The 18,657-nt window shown below is 56.4% G+C and carries 18 protein-coding genes; 12 read left to right on the top strand and 6 right to left on the bottom strand.

Going from position 1 to position 18,657, the window contains the following annotated elements:
• The 11 genes from ACA075_RS14650 to ACA075_RS14600 are packed head-to-tail and all read left to right on the top strand — an operon-like array spanning window position 1 to window position 9,790.
• Window positions 1–405, top strand: a complete 405-nt coding sequence (locus ACA075_RS14650) for a VOC family protein (protein ID WP_497299096.1) — start codon at window positions 1–3, stop codon at window positions 403–405.
• Entirely contained in the window at window positions 402–1,529 is a 1,128-nt protein-coding gene (locus ACA075_RS14645; RefSeq protein WP_497299095.1) for an acyl-CoA dehydrogenase family protein, read from the top strand. The genes ACA075_RS14650 and ACA075_RS14645 overlap by 4 nt, the downstream gene beginning before the upstream one ends.
• Window positions 1,526–2,005, top strand: a complete 480-nt coding sequence (locus ACA075_RS14640) for a hypothetical protein (RefSeq protein ID WP_497299094.1) — start codon at window positions 1,526–1,528, stop codon at window positions 2,003–2,005. Before ACA075_RS14645 ends, ACA075_RS14640 begins: the two co-directional genes overlap by 4 nt.
• 9 nt (window positions 2,006–2,014) lie before the next feature.
• Window positions 2,015–2,836: an alpha/beta fold hydrolase gene (locus tag ACA075_RS14635; protein ID WP_497299093.1), complete on the top strand. Its 822-nt coding sequence runs from the start codon at window positions 2,015–2,017 to the stop codon at window positions 2,834–2,836.
• Window positions 2,820–3,806 (top strand): 3-oxoacyl-[acyl-carrier-protein] synthase III C-terminal domain-containing protein, encoded by a 987-nt coding sequence (locus ACA075_RS14630; RefSeq protein ID WP_497299092.1) that lies wholly within the window; start codon window positions 2,820–2,822, stop codon window positions 3,804–3,806. Before ACA075_RS14635 ends, ACA075_RS14630 begins: the two co-directional genes overlap by 17 nt.
• Before the next feature lie 40 nt (window positions 3,807–3,846).
• Window positions 3,847–4,965, top strand: a complete 1,119-nt coding sequence (locus ACA075_RS14625) for an acyl-CoA dehydrogenase family protein (protein WP_497299091.1) — start codon at window positions 3,847–3,849, stop codon at window positions 4,963–4,965.
• 59 nt (window positions 4,966–5,024) lie between these two features.
• Window positions 5,025–5,816 carry a hypothetical protein gene (locus ACA075_RS14620; protein WP_497299090.1) on the top strand — a complete coding sequence of 264 codons (792 nt, stop codon included), beginning with the start codon at window positions 5,025–5,027 and terminating at the stop codon, window positions 5,814–5,816.
• Entirely contained in the window at window positions 5,813–6,760 is a 948-nt protein-coding gene (locus ACA075_RS14615; RefSeq protein ID WP_497299089.1) for a beta-ketoacyl-[acyl-carrier-protein] synthase family protein, read from the top strand. Before ACA075_RS14620 ends, ACA075_RS14615 begins: the two co-directional genes overlap by 4 nt.
• Window positions 6,750–8,057 carry a cytochrome P450 gene (locus ACA075_RS14610; protein ID WP_497299088.1) on the top strand — a complete coding sequence of 436 codons (1,308 nt, stop codon included), beginning with the start codon at window positions 6,750–6,752 and terminating at the stop codon, window positions 8,055–8,057. Before ACA075_RS14615 ends, ACA075_RS14610 begins: the two co-directional genes overlap by 11 nt.
• Complete coding sequence (locus ACA075_RS14605) at window positions 8,041–9,111, top strand: MupA/Atu3671 family FMN-dependent luciferase-like monooxygenase (RefSeq protein ID WP_497299087.1); 1,071 nt, start codon at window positions 8,041–8,043, stop codon at window positions 9,109–9,111. The genes ACA075_RS14610 and ACA075_RS14605 overlap by 17 nt, the downstream gene beginning before the upstream one ends.
• 13 nt (window positions 9,112–9,124) lie before the next feature.
• Window positions 9,125–9,790: a GIN domain-containing protein gene (locus tag ACA075_RS14600; RefSeq protein WP_497299086.1), complete on the top strand. Its 666-nt coding sequence runs from the start codon at window positions 9,125–9,127 to the stop codon at window positions 9,788–9,790.
• Between the two features lie 5 nt (window positions 9,791–9,795).
• On the opposite strand, the gene ACA075_RS14595 is transcribed toward ACA075_RS14600, so the two are convergent.
• The 6 genes from ACA075_RS14595 to ACA075_RS14570 are packed head-to-tail and all read right to left on the bottom strand — an operon-like array spanning window position 9,796 to window position 17,698.
• Window positions 9,796–10,407 carry a 4'-phosphopantetheinyl transferase family protein gene (locus ACA075_RS14595; protein WP_497299085.1) on the bottom strand — a complete coding sequence of 204 codons (612 nt, stop codon included), beginning with the start codon at window positions 10,405–10,407 and terminating at the stop codon, window positions 9,796–9,798.
• Between the two features lie 28 nt (window positions 10,408–10,435).
• Window positions 10,436–11,761 carry a sensor histidine kinase gene (locus tag ACA075_RS14590; RefSeq protein WP_497299084.1) on the bottom strand — a complete coding sequence of 442 codons (1,326 nt, stop codon included), beginning with the start codon at window positions 11,759–11,761 and terminating at the stop codon, window positions 10,436–10,438.
• On the bottom strand, window positions 11,754–13,166 hold the full coding sequence (locus ACA075_RS14585; RefSeq protein WP_497299083.1) for a sigma-54-dependent transcriptional regulator: 1,413 nt from the start codon (window positions 13,164–13,166) through the stop codon (window positions 11,754–11,756). The genes ACA075_RS14590 and ACA075_RS14585 overlap by 8 nt, the downstream gene beginning before the upstream one ends.
• 48 nt (window positions 13,167–13,214) lie before the next feature.
• The gene (locus ACA075_RS14580; RefSeq protein ID WP_497299082.1) at window positions 13,215–15,644 is read right to left on the bottom strand and encodes an ABC transporter permease; all 2,430 of its coding nucleotides are present in this window, start codon (window positions 15,642–15,644) and stop codon (window positions 13,215–13,217) included.
• Between the two features lies 1 nt (window position 15,645).
• A complete protein-coding gene (locus ACA075_RS14575; protein WP_497299081.1) occupies window positions 15,646–16,362 on the bottom strand; it encodes an ABC transporter ATP-binding protein in 717 nt (238 codons plus the stop codon).
• A gap of 46 nt (window positions 16,363–16,408) precedes the next feature.
• Complete coding sequence (locus ACA075_RS14570) at window positions 16,409–17,698, bottom strand: efflux RND transporter periplasmic adaptor subunit (RefSeq protein WP_497299080.1); 1,290 nt, start codon at window positions 17,696–17,698, stop codon at window positions 16,409–16,411.
• A gap of 390 nt (window positions 17,699–18,088) precedes the next feature.
• Between ACA075_RS14570 and ACA075_RS14565 the strand changes: the two genes are divergently transcribed.
• Window positions 18,089–18,634, top strand: a complete 546-nt coding sequence (locus ACA075_RS14565) for a helix-turn-helix transcriptional regulator (RefSeq protein ID WP_497299079.1) — start codon at window positions 18,089–18,091, stop codon at window positions 18,632–18,634.
• The last annotated feature ends 23 nt before the right edge of the window (window positions 18,635–18,657 follow it).

The following is an 18,657-nucleotide window of genomic DNA, read 5'->3' as shown; positions in this document are numbered from 1 at the left end:
ATGCGTTTTAGTCATATCGGTTATGTGGTTGGCGACAGCGACGCAACGGCTGTCGCGGTTAAACCGTTTTTCCCGGTTATCGTCCGCTACAAAGAATATGTAGCCGCACAAAAAGTGTTCATCACCCTGCTGGAGACTGTTGATGGGCACAGCCAGATAGAGTTGGTCGAACCGCTGGAAAACAATCTCCCCTTGCGCGAGTTGTTGGCCAAATCTGGCAAGTCATCGCTGCCCTACCATATCTGCTTTGAAGTCGATGACTTTGACGAGCAATTCAAAGTTATGAAGAGCGCAGGCTGGATCGTTCTGACGCGCCCGTTCAACGCCTTTGACAGCAACCACCGCTCCAGCCACCTCTATCACCCTGATGCCGGGGTTATTGAAATCATGTCAGGCCCGCTATGAGTCAACTCTACGATGACACGTTCGCCGGGCAATCCTGCCCGTTGGGCGCAGACGCCCAGCAGATTGCTGACCAACTGCGCAACTTCGGCGACACACGGCAGATCATGGGGCAGTGGTCGTTCGCCCCGACGCTGAACTCTCTCGGCTTGCCGCAACGGTACCAGGTACCGCCAAGCCGTCAGGTGATCAGCCTGGCCGCACGCTATGAACTCTACGAACAGATCGGCTTCGTCTCCCCGGCGCTTATATTCAGCGCGCCCGGGCCGAGCATGGCGGCCTATGTCGTTGCCGGGCTGGGCAACGAACAGCAGCAGGATGCCTTTTTCGGCCAGTTCCAACAGGCATTGTGCTGGTCCTGTTTTGCGATGACCGAACCCACACAGGGAAGCGATGCCGGGGCCATGCAGACCACAGCGACACCGGTGGACGGTGGGTACCTTATCTCCGGGCGCAAGATGTTTATCGGTAACGGAGTCATCGCCCAAACCGGTGTGTTGTTTGCGCGTACCGCACCGGGGCAATTGGGGATCAATGCGTTTCTGTTTTCGCCACAAGACCCGGCCATCACCCGCCATCGCCTTGCGCTAACCGGGCTTGACGGTGCAAATCTGGCGCTGATGCAGTTCGACAACCTGTTTATCCCGGCAGGGGATTTGCTCGGGCAGCACTTGAAACCGACCCAGCGTTTTGCACAGTCGGCGATGGCTACGTTCGATGCGCTGCGCCCCTGTGTCGGCGCCCTGGCGCTGGGTGTGGCGCGACGCGCATTGCACGAGTGGCAAGCCTGCGTCATGCCTACCCCGGCACAGTCTCAACGGCTGTCGCACATGAAGCGTCGCTGGTATGCCGCTTACCGTGAGGCGTCGATGGTCTGTCAGCAAGCAGATGAACAGCAAACCCCGGGGAAAAGCCCCGGGATGGTGAAAACCGCCTGTGTGATCCTCGCCGATGAAATTGTCAGCCAGCTTATCCATGCTTTCCCCGCAGACACTCAGCCTGTACCGACAGCCCTGTGGCAGGCATTTCGTGATGTAAAGGCCTTTGAGTACACCGAAGGCACACGACAGATCCACCGACTGAACCAGAGTTTTTCACCTCGACAAGCCAGCCAGGAGTGCCGATGACTATCGCCCCTCTCGTGCAGGGTCAACTGAATATCGTCAGTACCTGTGAAGCCATCACGCCGGACAGCCGGCACTTTATTGCCACCCGGGAGCTACCGACCCGGGCGCGCTGGTATCAACACTGGCCACACATCGATTGCGGCGAACGCCTGCACGCCAAGGCCGCTGTGGACCTGTGCCGCAGCGTCATCAGTGAGCCGTATCCGACACAGTTGGTTTACGACAGCCTTCACCCGGCGGCGCGCGGTGCGACTCCCCTGCTGCAAAGCCTGATTTCCCAATGCCCGGGCTTCATCGAAATCTGGGGCGTATGCAGTGGGCAATTTGATCCGCAATACGCCAGTTCGCTGGCAAGCACCCTGCTTCAACCCGGGCAACGCCTGCTGTATCTGTATGACCCGCTGCAGCGCCTGAGTGGTGATCCCACGCCCCAGCTGGCAACGCTGCACTATCTGATCTTTTCTGCACAAGCCTAGGGGGAAGCAATGGATACCCAGTTTGCTTCACTGATCGAGCGCCTGGCCAAACCCTCCCTGCTGCCGATGCGTCCGGGTGAGTCGCGACAGCTGGCGACCATGAAGACCGAGGTGGTCACCTGCGGCGAATACCGCAGCCGGGTGCTGATAGAGGAAAACCACCACCCACAGGCCAAAAGCGCGCTGTTGCTGCACGGCTGGGGTGGTCATCCGATGATGATGTCTGACCTGCAAGCAGTGCTGCAGGCCCAGGGATACAGGGTCTACACACCCTTCCTGCTGGGCCATGACCCCCACGCGCCGGCCAATTGCGATTTGCCCGGCCAGTGCTCGTTACTGTTGGCAATGCAGACCCGATACGGCCCGTTCGATACCGTGGTTGCCCATTCGGCCGGCGGGATCATCACCGCGATGGCCCACTGGCTGGGGTTTACCCTCAACCGCGTGGCCCTGCTTTCAGCCCCGGCTTCACTGTCCAGCCTGTTGCGGCATTACCTGGCGTTGCTTAAGGCAGACGAACATTACCTGCCACTGCTCGGTAGCTATTACCAAAGCCGCTACCCCATGCCCGCCGACCTGCAGACCGCACACCCATACACCTTCCGCAGGGCGCGCGCACTCATCTTGCACGGCACGCAGGACCAAAGAATCAACCCGGCCGACGCCAGGCAAATCCATGATCAATTGCCGGATAGCCAACTGCATATCATCGAAAATACAGGCCACCTGGGGATTCTCTCGCATCAGCGTACCCAGCAGGCGCTGGCCGGGTTTCTTGGCGCGAAAAACGCCGACCATGAAAAAGGGAACACCCATGTTGGGGCATATTGAATCCATCACCATTCACATTCCCGAGCAGCGCAAGTCACTGGCCGAGGTCGGCCTCACCCTTGGGTTGACCGCGCTGGATGTCAGGATGTTTTCACGCTTCTACGGCCTGGAGAGCTTCCCGCGTCATCCCGGCACGGTGGATGACCTGATGCGCCAGCTTCTGGAGCAATTCGTCGCCACTCATCCTGACATCGTCGCGCGCATCCGGCATGTAGTGCATGCGCATACCGTGCCGACCCTGCGCCCGTTTCACGAGACCGGCAGGGTCGTGCTCGACGCATGCGGGTTTGCCCATGACACCGAGTACGGCAGCCTGACGATGGGCCACTGTGCGACCTCGTTGTCGGGCGTGGAGTATCTGTGCAGCCGCCTCAAGGACGGGGAATACGCCCTGCTGCTGATCGGCGAAAAAGCCTTCCACCCAAAGGTAGAACTGCTGGATGACACCACCATCATGGGCGAAGCCGGCTGTGCCGTGCTGCTCGGTCGGTCGGGAGACCGCGCCAGGGTCATTGCCCGGCACAGCGAGCAGGCCGGCCAGTTCAGTCAGCACAAGGGGAATGAGCCGAGAACCAACCCGGAATTCGCCGATGCCTATTTCGCGTTCGTCAGCAATGCCATGCGCCGTGCAGCGCAGCATTTCGACTGCGCCCTGGACGCCCTGGACTGGATAGCCCCGCATAATGTCAACCTGTCGTCCTGGCAGAAAATTGCCGACGCACTCGCCATCCCCCGCGCAAAGGTTTTTTTGCAGAATGTTCCCCGCTATGGCCATTGTTTCGGTGCGGACCCCTACCTCAATCTGGCCGCACTCATTCGTGGGCAACAGCTTGCTCCCGGCGCCAAAGTGATGCTGGTCAGCGTCGGAATGGGTGCCACCTTTTCCTCGCTGTTGCTTGAGTTACCTGCAGGCAATGAAATCCCTGTCTTTTGCAACCTCAAGCAATACCCGGATATGAGGCCGAATTAAGTTAACGCCTAGTTCTTCCTCTACGCGAACGCAACCACCTATGAGCGATATCACCCGCCGCTATCCACAACTTTACGCGCTGTCAGAGCGACTTCTTGCCGCCGGACAGCTCGAGGAAAACAACCTCCAACTGGCGATCGCCTGTCTGGATGACCCGGAACTCAGAAGCCTCGCCTGTATCGGCATACCTTCACGGTTCAACCCTTGGGAAACGCCGGCCTTTTCCAATGTCAGCTATCCCTGGCACCTGCAAATCATTGAGTACCTGAGCCGAACGGACGCCAGCGCCATGATGCTGTTGCCGGGTGCGTCCCTCAGTACCCGAGCCATCCTGACCCTGGGCAATGAACAGCAGCAGACACGTTTTTTTGCCTGCTTTGCCGAACGCCCAGCCTGGACGTTCTTTGCCGTCACGGAGCCCGAAATAGGTTCAGATGCCGGGGCTATCTCCACTGAACTCACGCACAGTGAACAGGGCTGGCGGCTCAACGGCACCAAAAAGCTGATCGGGGGCGCCATGCAGGCAAGCGCCGGCCTTGTGTTTGCGCGCTATCAACAAAGCCAGCGATTGGTCATCGTGTTCCCTGATGAAGCCGAGCCTGCCTTGTTGCGCGAGCCACTGGGCACCGTCGGTTTGGCGGGCGCCGGTTTAACGCGCTTGACGTTCAAGGATTATCGCGTCCAGGAAGACGACATCCTGGGGCACGAGCGCCGCGAACTCCTGCAAGGGCTCAATTCCCTGAGTCTGGTATTCGAGCGTCATCGGCCAATGGTGGCCGCCATGGCGCTGGGCACCACATTTGGCCTGCTTACCACCCTCGACACCCGTCCCTTGCCGGCCATGGCACGGCGCTCGGTCGCGCGGCTGTGGCGAAAATATCATGTGATCTACCAGCAAATGCTGACCGTGGCAGAAGGCTACAGCAACGGCCAGCATCAGCATGCCCTTACCAGCCAGCTCAAGCGTAATGCCACCCGCCTGGTCGAGGAAACCGCGTGCCACCTGCCCCATTGGCTCAATCACGACGACTGGCTGGAAGATCGCTTGCTGCGCAAGCGCTATCGCGACAGCTTTGCGTTCGAGTACATGGAGGGCACCAGCAACATCCACCTGCTCAATAGCTTCCGTCCGCCCGCAACCCAAGGGACCAGCCTGTGACACTCTGCCTCGATCCTGCCGATATCGTGTTCCAGTCGTTTCACCATACTGATCCGGCCATGCCCGAGTCGGACCCCCATATCCCGCACTGGCGTTCTTATACGCAGCATTTCTTTCGGGCCAACGGTAAGACGCTCAGCCCGCAGGACGATCGGGCGCTGGAGTGGGTCACCAGCACGGAGCGCGCCTCCTTCAGCGATATGATCGCTGTGCTGCTGCCCCGGCTGGCCACCGTCATCCAACCTGCGCGGGTGAAAACCGTGCTGATGGCGCATTGGACGCCAGACCTGCACATGGGCAGTTCGGTGGTGAATGCCGCCATCCATCAACTGGGACTTTCAGCCTGCCTGGCATTGGCGATCAGCGATCGCGGACCGGACGCAGGTCTGTATGCGCTGGACGGTCTCAATGACTGCCTGGCCGGCAAAGACGAGGACGGACTTTTGCTGATTGCCGAGCAGAAAAACCTGATGTATTTCTCGCCGCTGATGGCGGCCCTGCAACCGGAAAACAATGCCTGCGTTTGCCTGTTCAACAAGCAGCAACGCGGCTTGCGCTACCGGGGGTTCAGGCGCGCGCGCCTTGCGCAATGGTCCAGCGATTACCTTTCGCACGCCGTTGAGCAGTTGGGGTTGACCAAGGAACGCCTGACCCTGATCGGCCCATCCCGTCTACTGGAGGCGGCGCCTGCCGGCGCTCGCTCGTTTGCCGTCAACCCGAGGTTGCTGTGCGCGGGTCCTTTCGTTGCGCTGCGCACCTTCTGGGAGCCGCAACGTGACTACCTGCTGATCAGCGAAAATGATAACGGGATCAGCCTGTGCGGGCTCGCAGCCGAAGAGGGTCCACGATGAACATTGCTTCCCTGGCCACTTATATTCCACCTGCCCGCGTGTCCCTCGACGAGGTCGTCGCGCATCGCGGCGGCAGCCCGTCAGAAGCCCGAACATTTGGCCAACTGTTCGGCATGCGAGAGGCATCAACCCTGGCGGATGAAGAAAGCGCCGAGGGCTGCTTTCACGCCTTGCTCCAGCAACTGGGTGACAGCCTGGAGGAAGGGGAAAAGATTGATGCGATCATCTTGATCCAGGGCTTGCCCTCTCCCTCCTTGCGCCAAAGCGTCAACCTGCCATCCCTGCGGCAGCGTTCAAATTTTATCGACGTGGATGCACCGTTGCTGACCCTCAACCAGCAAAACTGCGCCACCTTGTTCTGGGGATTGCGGCTGGCCGAACGGTTGCTGGCAAGCGGCAAGCACCGCTGCGTGGCACTGCTGGCGGGCGATACGCTCGCCGACTTTGACCTGGCCGAGCGCTATATCCCGGGCTGCACAATGATTGCCGACGGCTTCGTGGCCGCCCTGCTCAAACCAGGTGGCGGTCAACGCAGGGTGTCGGGCATCCAGTGCTTTTATCACCCCGGATTCTGGCAAGGCCTGGACGGTACTCGCGAGGACACCAAACGCTTCTATCAGTCCCACAACCATCTGGTCGAGCATGCCCTGTCGTCCTACCCCGAAGACGTGCGCAAGCGTGCCTGGCTGCTGCCGCACAATATCAACCGCCTCAGTTGGCAAACCTGGTTGCGCCATCCAGAAAACCGCGACCGATCGGTCGCCACCGACCTGCTGAGCCAATGCGGGCACTGTTATACCGCGGACCCTCTGTTACTGCTCGACCGCTACGCCCCTCAGGATACTGGCCGCCCCGCCCTGCTGCTGTCGGTGGGCCTGGGCGGCTGGGTAGGTTGCGCCGCCATTACCTCAGACGCCTTGCCGGAGGCAGTCCATGCTCAATAACGCCAATGCTATTGCGATCGTCAAGCCGTCCGCGGCCAGGTTTGCGCAGCTGGGCTTTCTGAAAATTGCTGAAAGTGCCGTTCGCCAGCACGGGGACAAGGTCTGGATCGGTGAGGAAAAGGATGAAGTGCTGCTGCTGGCGGGCGCCCGACATATCCGTTTTTTCCTTGAGAACGAAAGCAGCTTTCACAAGGAGCTCGACAATGGCCATTCAGCCAGGCGGTTACTGCTGGGCCAGTCGCTGATCACGGCAAGGGAAGGTGAAGAATGGCACCTGGCCAGAAAGCTGACCGCACCGCTGGTCAATCCCAAATCAGCGTTGCTCAAACAAGGCACCCAACACTCCGCTCAGTGGCTGGTGGACACTCTCCAGGACCCGGAGAAAGATTCCATGCAGGAGATCTGCCTACAATGGGCACTGATGTGCGTTGCGCAAGGGTTCGTCGGCTCCACGCTCAGTCCTCTGCAACTGAATAGCCTGATCAATCACTTTCGCAGGATCTACCTGCAACTGATTGTCGATGAGCCGACAGAGGATTATGCCGCATTATGCCAACACCCGGCCCTGACCGCGTTCCGCGAGGAACTTGAGGCAATGATCGGGCCGTTGATTACTGGCGACGGCGGCGGGAACGTCGACATGCTGCAACGCTTTTGCCAGGCGCTCGATATCAAGGCCAATCCCCAGGAACGGGAACGGGCGATCAGCATGTTGCTGGGCAACTTGGTCGCCAGCGTGGATAACACCGGTATCGCACTGCTGTGGTGCCTGACCCACCTGTCACAACACCCGCATTACCAGAATCAGGTGCGTGAAGAGGCCCGCCACGGGACGCGCGACATGGCCAGCGCCATCGTCAAGGAATCGCTGCGCATGACCCCGGTTACAGCGTTTTTCGAGCGTGGCACCCTGGCCCCGCTGCAGATCGACGGTGTCAGCGTGCCGGCCGGAACCAAAGTGCTGTTCTCACCCTGGCTGGTCCATCGCAATGCGGCTTACTGGTCAGAGCCCCTGAACTTCAGGCCAGAACGTTTTCTTGAAGGCCGGAAAATTGCACGGGAGCACTTTGTGCCCTTCAGCGTGGGGAAGCGCAATTGCGTAGGCATGGCGCTCGCGCTGGACCAACTCACCACAGCCGTTGAAACGCTGTGCAGCCATTGCCATTTCACCCTGGCGGCATCGACCGCCCCCGCCGCACTCACACCGCTATACGGGCTGAATGTGATGCCCAGAGGCGCTATCAGTTTCACCATCGAATCCGTGGACAGGGTCACTCAGCATGAATGCATCGCCTAACCTGGCGGGAGATGCCATCCCGCAACTCAGCGTATTCTGTTTTTCTGACGTGGCCCGGGACAGCTTTGCGGAAAAGTATGAACAGTTACTGAGCACCGCCAGGCTGGCGGATGAGCTCAACTTCCATGCTATCTGGACACCTGAACGACACTTCCACACGTTCGGTGGGATGTTTCCTAATCCCTCCGTTGTCAGCGCCGCGTTGGCCGCCAGTACACAGCGAATCGCACTACGCGCGGGCAGCGTGGTGCTCCCCCTGCATGATCCGCTGCGCGTCGCTGAAGAATGGGCGCTGGTGGATAACCTCTCTCGCGGCCGGGTCGGCGTTGCATTTTCTGCGGGTTGGCAACGTAATGACTTCGTGCTCCAGGCGCAGAATTACCACCAGCGCCATGAGGTCCTCTTCTCCTCTTTGGAGCAGATTCAGGCGCTATGGCGCGGCGAATCCGTGACGCGCCACGAACTGTCCCTGCCGGGACATCCAGAACCGGTCACGTTGCAAACCTGGCCGCCCGCCTATCAAGCCGCCATTCCGGTTTGGGTCACGACGGGAAGCAATCCCTTGTTATTCAGCGAGGCCGGAAAACGCGGCCTGAATGTGCTGACGCACCTGATTTCACAAACCCGTGAACAGCTTCAGGAAAACTGCGCCAGCTATCGCCTTGCACGCCAGGACGCCGGGCTGGATCCGGCGGGCGGAAAGATCACGCTGATGATGCATACCCAAGCCGGAAAAGATCGGGAATCGCTGTTGCCACGTCTACGGCCGGCCCTGACGGGTTACCTGCGCGCTTTTATGCAGCTGTCTGACAATCTCAGTCAACCTTCGGCGCTTGAACAGGAGAAAACTGACAAAAAGCAGGCCTACACCCTTAAATGGGGAGTAGAAAAATACCTCAACCACTACGGATTGTTTGGCTCTGCCGCAGAGTGCCTGGAGCAACTGAAACAGCTCAAACGTGAAGGCATCGACGAAGTGGCAGGGCTGGTGGACTTTGGCATGCCTCAGGACAGTGTTGAAACAACGCTGCGCACACTGGCGACACTACTGTGAAATAAGGAGTTGTATGAACAACATGAATACCATGAAGCTGATGCTTGCGCTGCTGGCCAGCACGACCGGTTACTCTGCACTGGCTGCAGAGAAAACCTTTCCGCTGACCGCCTTCAGCAGCGTAGAAATCCGCCAGGGCATCAACCTGTGGATCAAATGCGCTGCAACGCCTTCAATGGTGGTCTCAGGCTCAGCGGACACGCTGAACAAGCTCCAGGTGACCACGAACGATAAGGCGTTGTTGCTGGTCAACGCCGCTGCGGAGAATGATCGCTTTGTCTCCCATGCGCTGGATATTACGCTGTATACCAGCGAGCCACTGACGGGGCTGACAGGCAAGGCAGGGGTAAAAATCGTGGCGCCGGCGTGTGCTGTCAATCAGTCCAAGCTGACGGTTGCCGGCAGCATGGGCGCAGACATTCAGATCGAGGGCAAGACGGGAGAGCTGGTACTTGACCTGGCAATGGGCGGCACTTTCAACAAAAAACCGCTGCCCTTCACGGCGCAGGTGGCGAATGTCCGCATGAGCATGGGAGCGGAATCATCCCTGTGCCATATTCCCCGGATCAACGGCAGCCTGTCTGCCGGCGCACGCATGTCCGTCAGCCCATCGGCTCAGGTCGATACCGGCGCCACGGGCTCTTTCGCCAGCGAAATTTCAACCTCTGATTGTTCGTAAACAGCTCAACCCTCAGTTTGATGGCAACCGAGCTGCCATTGAACTGATGGGTGCTGCGAGGCCAGGATCGCACCGTAGGCCAGACAGAAAACCCCTTCCCCTTGCACCTGGCAATAATGAATCTGCCCACGACTGGCAGGGGGTTCAACCACGACCTGCGCCACCCCGCTGGCGCCAGCCTGAGGGATGACACAAAAGCCGGCAAGCGATTGGGTCAGCCCCGTCCCTCGGGCCTTCAGCCAGGCTTCCTTGATACTCCAGAGCTGCGTAAATCGAGTGAGGTAGTTGGCTTCGTCAAGCGCCAACCAGCGTTGCTCATCCGGGTGGAAAAAGCGTTGGGCGATGGCTTTTTTTACTGCGACTTTTCCGCTGACGGCTTCCAGATCGACCCCGACCTCATAGTTCCGGCACAGGGCGATGGCGGCCGAATGACCGCTATGGCTCAAGTTGAAACGCAGCCAGGGTTGCTCGGGCAGCCAGGGTTTGCCGGTAGCGGTTCTGTCGATTCGCACTTGATCAATCGGGATCGCCAAGTAGGCAGCCAGCACCTGGTGCAACCAACCTTGCGCACGTTGGCGAACCGTCATTTCCGGCAGCCGATCGTTAAAGTGCTGCAACAGGCAGACACCCCGGCCTTCGATCAACTCAGGCAGGGGATTGCAACGGTAAATTGATGGTGACTTTGCAACCGGTGTGCTCATGGCGATTTTCCAGGGACAAGTATCCCCCGTGGCTTTCAGCAATTTGCCGGCACAAAATCAGGCCGATGCCGGTTCCATTGGGTTTGGTGGTGTAGAACGGCACGAACAGATTCTTCGGATTAGTCAGCCCCACCCCACGATCCAGGATGGTGATCAATAAGCGCCCCTTCTCCTCGGCCCACTCGATATCGATGCTGTCAGTGCTGCTGCCCATCGACTCATCGGCATTCTTGATCAGGTTGATCAGCAACTGATGGACCTGTACCCGATCGAGGCTGGCCATCATCGGACGTGGCCCGCTCAGGGTAATCACACGGTGACAGAACAGCAGCGGCAGCTCGGCCACCAGGGCCGTCAAATCCACGCGCTCCTTCAGCGCCGGCGCCAGTTTCCCCAACTGCCTGTAGCTGCTGATGAACGCGATCAGCTCCCGTGCCCGCCGGTTAATCAGATCGATGCCTTCGGTAAAACCGGGAGGCAGGTTGTCAGAATGATGCCGGTAATGTTGTTGCAGCATTTGGCTGATGGAGGCGATGGGGCTGAGGGAGTTGTTGATTTCGTGGCTTATCACGCGTAACAGATCTTGCCAGGCTTTCTGCTCTTCCTGACGCAACATGTCGTCAACATCACTGACAAACAACAGCGCGTTCTGGACGCCATCTACCATGTAGGTGTCACTGGTCACTTTGTACCGACCCGGTCGCCCTTCATGATCGGACACCACAGGGTATTCGGTGTTGGCATTGTGCAAAAGATTATCCAGCTGCCAGGTACTGGCCTTCTCGCCAATCAACTTTTCCAGGGAGGTGCCCAACATGCGCGAAGCTGCGTTATTACACCAGATCAGGCGATGGTTGCCGTCCAGGGCATAGATGGCAACCGTGATATTGGAGATCACTTTTTGCAGCAGGAAATCCATCTCCCGCTGCTGTTGGCGGTGGCGCGACAATTGGCTGGAAATATCGTTGATTTGCGCAATGACCCCCTCAAAGGCCCCCGCCCCGGTGGTCACCCCGCGCAGGCTGAAATCTTCCTGTTCCACCGCTTCCAGCAAGTTGGATATGACGTTGATTTTATAAATCAGTTGCTGAAAAAAGTGATAGCTGAAATACACCAGCGTCACACACAGCACAAACAGGGTGAAAAACTTGAGGTAAATGGACTGGTGCGGAAAAAGCCAAAGCAGCAGGTAAGCAATAATTCCGCCTATCGGTGCCAGACTGCACAGCAGCAGGTGACGTATTTCAAATGATTGGAATAACTTACTCATGGCATATTTTTAGTTTTTCAAGCCGGCGATAAAAAGCGCTGCGGCTGAGTCCCAAGGATTCCGCGGCCTTGACCGCATTGCCGTCATACTGACGCAGGCGCTGTAACAGCAGGGTTTCTTCGACTTCGGCCAAGGTGCATCCGTCCGTCACCCCTGATGACAAATCGGTGACTTGGCCCGTCGCGTTCTGAGATGACACCGAAAACGGCAGGCAGAGGTCTTCCAGATCAATCACATTGGCGCGACACAGCAATACGGCGCGTTCCAACAGGTGGCTAAGCTCGCGGATATTTCCAGGCCATGAATAATCCAGCAGCCCCTGGCGTGCCTGGGGCAATAACACCGGCCGGGGTCTGTTGTATTTACGCGCAAATCGTTTCAGGAAGCGCTCAGTCAACGGTTCGATATCTTCCAGGCGTTCGCGAAGCGGCGGGAGCTGGATTTGAATCAGGTTCATGCGGTAAAGCAGATCCTGACGGAACCGCCCCTCTGCCACGGCCTTTTCCAGGTCGGAATTGGTGGCGGCGATGATCCGGCATTGAGTGGTCTGGGTACGCGAAGATCCGACGCGCTCAAACTGCCGCTCTTCCAGCACCCTTAACAGTTTCACTTGCTGGGTCAGGGGCAGGTTACCGATTTCATCGAGGAACAGCGTTCCCTTGTCCGCCAATTCAAAGCGGCCGATACGGTTCTCCCGCGCATCAGTAAAGGCGCCTTTTACGTGGCCAAACATCTCGCTTTCAAATAACTGCTCGTTAATACACCCCATATTCACTTCGACGATACTGTGTTCGGAGCGCGAGGAAATCTGGTGGATATAACGCGCGAGCAGGCTTTTACCGGTGCCATTTTCGCCCAGGATCAGAACGCTGGTATCGGTCACCGCGACCTTTTCCACCACGCCGATCAGACGCTTCATCGCCGGTGAGCGGACAACCCATTCGCTGTCCATATCATCTTCGAGCGCCAGTTTGAGCAGCTTGTTTTCTTCGCGCAGGCAATTGCCTGACCGACGCGCCTGACTCATGGCAATCTGCTGCTGAACGATGCTCAGCAAACGCTCGTTATCCCAAGGCTTTTGAATAAAATCGGCCGCCCCTCCCCGCATGGCGTTGACAATAATGTCGACGCTTCCCCACCCCGTCATCGCGACAGCCGGCAAGCAATCATCGAACTTCTTCATCTCGGCCAGCAACTGCAACCCTTCCATGCCTGACGTGGTGTCTTTCTGAAAGTTCATGTCCATCAATACCAGATCAACAGGCTTGGCGGACAAATGTGCAAGCAGGCGATCGGCCTGGGTTTCCAGGGTCACGTCGTACCCTTGCATGCGAAACAAGATATCGAGGCTGGTCAGAATTCCAGCGTCATCGTCTATAACAAGGATGTGTTTCTTATCGTTCATTTCAAGCATCCAGCTTGGAGCGCCGTGCCCGGGGAGCACGGCGGTCGTTTATTCATAACGAATCGCGTCGGCGGGCGACATATTGGTTGCCCGTCGGGAAGGAAGCCAGACCGCCAGCGCCACAACCAGCGTAATCATCAGCGCCACCATCCAGAACAGGAGCACAAAAGGAGTGTTTCCGTTACCCAGAACGCGCGTCAGTTTGGGAGCGACAAAGAATGCCAGAGGCAAGCCGATGACAAGGCCGATCAATAACTGCTTGCCGCCCTGGATCATTAGCATACGTAACAAATTACTTTCAGTGGCTCCCATGGCCATGCGTAAGCCAATTTCCTGGGTACGCTGATTAATCAAGTTGCACATCACCGCATAAATACCCGTTGCAGCCAGTATCATCGCCACCAGGCCGAACAACATGAAAAGGTTGGCAATAAAATGCAAGCCAGCCGTATTACGGGCCAAGCGTTCATTCAACGTCTGGATCTGATTGACGGAAAGATTGCTGTCCACCTGACGGACCGCGTTGATCAGGGCGGGCCCGACCGTTTCAGGATGGGGGGCTCGCAGCACCAGCATCAACGAGGGCGCGGTTTGCTGCTCCAGAGAGCGGTACACCGTGGCGCGGTGGCGGAATGCGCTGAAAGGCCGCCCATGAATAACGCTGGGCGTCACCCCTACTACGGTGTACCAGCGTTGGTCATCGGTATCGCGAAATCGCAGGCGCTTGCCAATCACATCACGCTCTCCCGGCCAGAACTGTTCGGCAAAGGACTGGCTGACGACGACCACCTGTTGTGAGTCCTGAGTATCACCGTGGGCGAACTCCCTGCCCGCCATCGGGGTAATACCCATCGCCGACAGGCTGCCCGGCATGACCTGCACATCATTGACCATCGGGTAAGACCAGCGCTCGTTCCTGTTGTTGGTCGACGAGTCGACATCCACCTGGCGCGGCATGGTGAATTGTCCCACGGCACTGGTGGTCAATGCTGCGCTTTCAACCCCGGGAATCGCAGCAGCAGCGTCCTGCAGACGCTGGTAAAACAGGATACGGCTTGCATCATCAGGGTAATTATTAGCGTTGAGGTGGATTTGCGCGGTCAGGTAGTTACTGGTGTCGACACCGTAATCAGCGCGGGTCGCCTGGTAGACCAGTAATGCGAACAGCGCACTGATACACAGGATTGAGCAGGAGAGCCCCACTTCAAAGATAACCAGTATCCGCGAAACCCGACCTGCGCCACGGCTCTGCGCACCACGGGTGCCATCACGCAGCACATCATTGAAATTGCCACGGATGATTTTCCAGGCCGGCAATGCACTGGTGAGCACAGCCGTGATGATCACCAGGACAAGGGCATTGAAGACCAACACATTATCGAGTGACAGCTGCCACCAGAAAGGGATCTTATTGGGTACGAAACCAGGCAGTATCGTATTGGTTATCTCCAGCCCCCATGCAGCCAGCAGGACCGCCACTACACCGGACAAAAAACAGATAAACAAGCTTTCCAGCATCATTTGCAGTACCAGGCGGCCCGCAGGAGATCCGAGTGCCACCCGGATCGCGATCTCTTTGGAGCGCTCAGTCGTTCTTGCCAACAATAGATTTCCGACGTTACAGCAAGCCAATAGCAGCACAAAACTGACGGCGAGCAACATGACGATAAAGATCGGCCTGGTCTCCTCCCCCATGAAGTTTTCCTGGAACGTCAGTACCTGGGCGGAAAGCCCTTTATTACTTTCCGGGTGCTCCAGTGCCAGTGACTGCATCACCCTGTCGAGGTCGCGGTTGGCATCCTCAAGGGTCACACCGGGCTTCAACCTTGCATACACCGACACTTCCGGAGCGCCTTTACGCACCAGGTACTGCGAAGGCTCAAGCCGTGAAGGCAGCCACAGGTCATGGAAGAAAGGGAAGGCAAAATTTTGCGGCATGATACCGACGATACGGGTATGTATGCCGTTGATCTTGATATCGCGGCCAATGAGTTGCGCATCGGAAGCAAAGTAGTTCTGCCACATTGCGTAGCTGATCACCGCGACAGGCTCGGCCCCCGACTGAACGTCTTCCTGATTCAGCACACGCCCTCGAAATGGCTGAACAGCGGCATAGGAGAACATTTGCGCGGTGTTTCTGATGGCCATATAGGAAACGGCCTTGCTGCCATCACTGAGATCCGCGCGCTCGGCGTAGAAATAACCCATATCCTCAAGCTGGGTAGAGCGCGCCTTGATATCGCTATAGTCCATAAAGTTCAGCCCGGAATCGCTCAGGCTGACACCATTCACGGTCGGATTGACCAGCACCATGCTTTTTCCGTCCGGGTAAGGAAGCGGAGTGAACATGATGGTATTGATCACCGAAAACATATACAGGGTCAACGCCAGCCCACAGGACATGATCAGCACGGTGACAAAAGTGAAGCTGGGGCTTTTCAGGAGTAACCGCAAGGCATAACGAATGTCAAAAAGCATCTTATGCTTCCTTCACCAAGGTCAGTTGCCGAGCCGGTTCCCCATCGCCGACAACCTTTCCGTCAGACAGGACAATACTGCGCTGGGCACGCTCGGCCGAGCGAGGATCGTGGGTCACGATGCAGATCGTGGCACCCTCCTGATGCAGCTTATCGAGGATATTCAACACCGCTTCGGCGTTGTGTGAATCCAGGTTACCGGTGGGTTCGTCCGCAAGCAGGATAGACGGTTTACCGACAATGGCCCGGGCCACTGCGACGCGCTGCTGCTGCCCGCCGGAGAGTTGTGAAGGATAATGACGGCTACGGTGGGACATATTGACCTTGGCCAGGGCCTCGGCGACTCTCTGGTGTCGTTCCGTCTTGGATATGTCGCTGCGGTAGGTCAGTGGCAGTGCGACATTTTCTTCAATCGTCAAATCGCTGATGAGGTTGAACGACTGAAAGATGAAGCCGATGTCTCGATTACGCACCTGCGCACGCTGTTTTTTGGAAATGTTTTCAACATTGTGGCCGGCCAACTGATAAGTGCCGCTCGACGCCGTATCCAGCAGCCCCAGGACTGAGAGCAGAGTCGATTTACCACAACCTGACGGCCCCGATATGGCCACGTACTCACCCTTGGAAATGGTGAGCGTGATCTTGCTTAGCGCATGGGTTTCGACTTCATCGGTCAGGAAAATTTTGTTTACGTCAGTCAGTTCTACCAAAGGTTCCATCTTTACTATCTCCAGGGCATTGTTCCGGTAGCAGGCGCGAGCTGTATCAATTGGCAATTTCAATTTGTTCGGCACCCTGCCAGGCGGTGCTGTCACTGAGAATTATTTTGTCGCCAGCTTTAAGCCCGCTGGTGATTTGAATGTAGTCAGCAGAACCCTGCCCGAAATCCACTTTCATTTTGGTCGCGGAACGATCTTTTTCATCCAGCCGGTAGAGCATAGAGGGCAAGTTATTCTGCGCGAATGGGGGCCGTTCGACATACAACGAATTATTGATTTTCGTCACCGCAATCAATCCATCGACACTCAGATCAGGGCGCGCCTCCTGTGGCAGCGGCTGATTGAACGTCACATCCACCTTGACCGTACCGTTGGTAACCGCAGGATCAACCCTCGATAACACACCCGTAAACCGGCTCCGGCCCGTGTTAATCGTGACTGCTTGCCCGACCGCGAGGTCGCGCGACTGCAATTCCGGCACTTTGAGCTCGGCATACAGCTCTTTTTCTTTGGCTAGGCGCGCAATATCACTGCCTACCGTTACCCGCTGTCCGACCTGGACTTTCACATCCTGCAAAATGCCATCTATCGGCGATTTAACCTTGAGCGAATCTACCTCCTGCTGACTCAGTGCAACCTGTGACTCCATTTTGTTAAGGCGCATAAAATTGGCCTTTATATCCGCCTGGACGCTGAGCTTAAGCGTCTTTAACCGTCGCTCTTCAAAACCGACTTGCTGAGTATACTGTTCAGTCAGAATGCGCGTGGTTTCATATTCCAGCCTCGGTACGGCCAAAATGTATTTTTTCTGGGCAGCAAGACGCAATGTAGATGCAAGTAATCGACTCTTCGCGTCCATCATCAACGCCTCTTGATTGAGAATTTTATTTTGCAGTTCAGCATTTTTGGCCTCGGTTTCTGCCCGGCGTGCGTTAAGTTCCAGCTGGTTCTCCTGAAGTCGCTGTTCCAACGTCGGATTACTCATGACAACCAGTAACTCACCCTTGCTGACTTTCGTCCCGGCTTTATAAAGGACTTCCTCCACCCGAGCATCAACGTTCGCCGCGACCCAGTTGATGTCCCACGGTAACAGTACGCCATTGCCCCGAACCTCAACGGCGAAATCACCGTACTTGACCTCGGCAACCGTCACGCTACTACGAGCAACTTGGTAAGGTGAGAACCGATAGTTATAGATAATCAGCAACAGCGCCAGCAAAAAGACGCCACACGCAATGGCCTTACTGTGCTTTTTCAGTACATGTTTACTTCCCGGCTGCGGGATCGAAATATCCATAATAATACCAATATTAACAATCTGAATAATCAGCTGCACATTCCATGCCAAAACGTAAAAATCATGTAACTATCTGATGTTTAAGCAATAATAATAAAGGCAAGCTGTGAGCGACATGATGTCCATCACGGGGCGTCTCATTTTCGGAACGGCAGCAAAACGTGCACTTCTTATTAGCTGATTTCCATAGGCAATCCGCACGAACACTAGCAATCCCAATAATGGGACGCAAGATAGCAGCCTGCGAAAAAAATTTCGGAAATGGGATTTTACTTTCCCTAAATTGAGAAATGCTTAAAAAATACTTACCAAAACAACTACTTGAGCCCGCTAAAAATCTGGCATAGCAATTGCCTATTCATGTGTGAGTTAAAAGCCTATCCCAACAATAAAAATCTACGCCATTGAGCGCTGCAGAACGGAGTCTGTATGTGGGATCTTAAAATCTCGAACGCTGAAACGACCCTCTTTACAAAAAAAATAATGGACGACCTGTATACACGTCATTTTGAGATCTATGGCAAACATGCGCATACAGAAAAAGCGCTGTGCATCGTCACAGTTATTAACTACATCGTAGAGAATATTTCAGAGGAGATTACCTTGGAAGACCTGGAAAAAATCTGTGGTAAAACCCGGTTTGATATATGTCGAATGTTCAACCTGTTTTACAACGTAACACCGATAAAGTGGATGTGGAGAGTCCGACTGGCACTGGCAAAGGAGTTCATTCACTTGGCCCCGGAATGGTCATTGACCGACATCAGCTACGCCTGCGGTTTTTCTTCCCTGCCGCATTTCTCTCGAAGCTTCAGTAAAACCTATAATGAAACACCGCTAAAATTCAAACAATACGTGATGAAGTCGACCAGGCAGAGAGCAACGAAAGAGTCTTCTGAGTATGATTTTATCTTTGGTGTGCAACGAAATGATTTCTCACGCAGCATGCTGCTCAACAACATCAACTTTTTATAATCAACAAACCAGCTGAATACGCA

The organism is Pseudomonas sp. LBUM1663 (assembly GCF_059695905.1).
The sequence above is the reverse complement of the archived record's forward strand: the minus strand, read 5'-3'. Positions and strand labels throughout refer to the sequence as shown.

Bases quoted from the DNA above. Each gene is read 5' to 3' on its own strand.
- ACA075_RS14620 (WP_497299090.1), top strand. From the start codon at position 5,025: ATGCCCGAGTCGGACCCCCATATCCCGCACTGGCGTTCTTATACGCAG.
- ACA075_RS14575 (WP_497299081.1), bottom strand. From the start codon at position 16,362: ATGGAACCTTTGGTAGAACTGACTGACGTAAACAAAATTTTCCTGACC.
- ACA075_RS14645 (WP_497299095.1), top strand. From the start codon at position 402: ATGAGTCAACTCTACGATGACACGTTCGCCGGGCAATCCTGCCCGTTG.
- ACA075_RS14605 (WP_497299087.1), top strand. From the start codon at position 8,041: ATGAATGCATCGCCTAACCTGGCGGGAGATGCCATCCCGCAACTCAGC.
- ACA075_RS14630 (WP_497299092.1), top strand. From the start codon at position 2,820: ATGTTGGGGCATATTGAATCCATCACCATTCACATTCCCGAGCAGCGC.
- ACA075_RS14580 (WP_497299082.1), bottom strand. From the start codon at position 15,644: ATGCTTTTTGACATTCGTTATGCCTTGCGGTTACTCCTGAAAAGCCCC.
- ACA075_RS14600 (WP_497299086.1), top strand. From the start codon at position 9,125: ATGAACAACATGAATACCATGAAGCTGATGCTTGCGCTGCTGGCCAGC.
- ACA075_RS14590 (WP_497299084.1), bottom strand. From the start codon at position 11,761: ATGAGTAAGTTATTCCAATCATTTGAAATACGTCACCTGCTGCTGTGC.
- ACA075_RS14565 (WP_497299079.1), top strand. From the start codon at position 18,089: ATGTGGGATCTTAAAATCTCGAACGCTGAAACGACCCTCTTTACAAAA.
- ACA075_RS14640 (WP_497299094.1), top strand. From the start codon at position 1,526: ATGACTATCGCCCCTCTCGTGCAGGGTCAACTGAATATCGTCAGTACC.
- ACA075_RS14610 (WP_497299088.1), top strand. From the start codon at position 6,750: ATGCTCAATAACGCCAATGCTATTGCGATCGTCAAGCCGTCCGCGGCC.
- ACA075_RS14625 (WP_497299091.1), top strand. From the start codon at position 3,847: ATGAGCGATATCACCCGCCGCTATCCACAACTTTACGCGCTGTCAGAG.
- ACA075_RS14615 (WP_497299089.1), top strand. From the start codon at position 5,813: ATGAACATTGCTTCCCTGGCCACTTATATTCCACCTGCCCGCGTGTCC.
- ACA075_RS14650 (WP_497299096.1), top strand. From the start codon at position 1: ATGCGTTTTAGTCATATCGGTTATGTGGTTGGCGACAGCGACGCAACG.
- ACA075_RS14585 (WP_497299083.1), bottom strand. From the start codon at position 13,166: ATGAACGATAAGAAACACATCCTTGTTATAGACGATGACGCTGGAATT.
- ACA075_RS14635 (WP_497299093.1), top strand. From the start codon at position 2,015: ATGGATACCCAGTTTGCTTCACTGATCGAGCGCCTGGCCAAACCCTCC.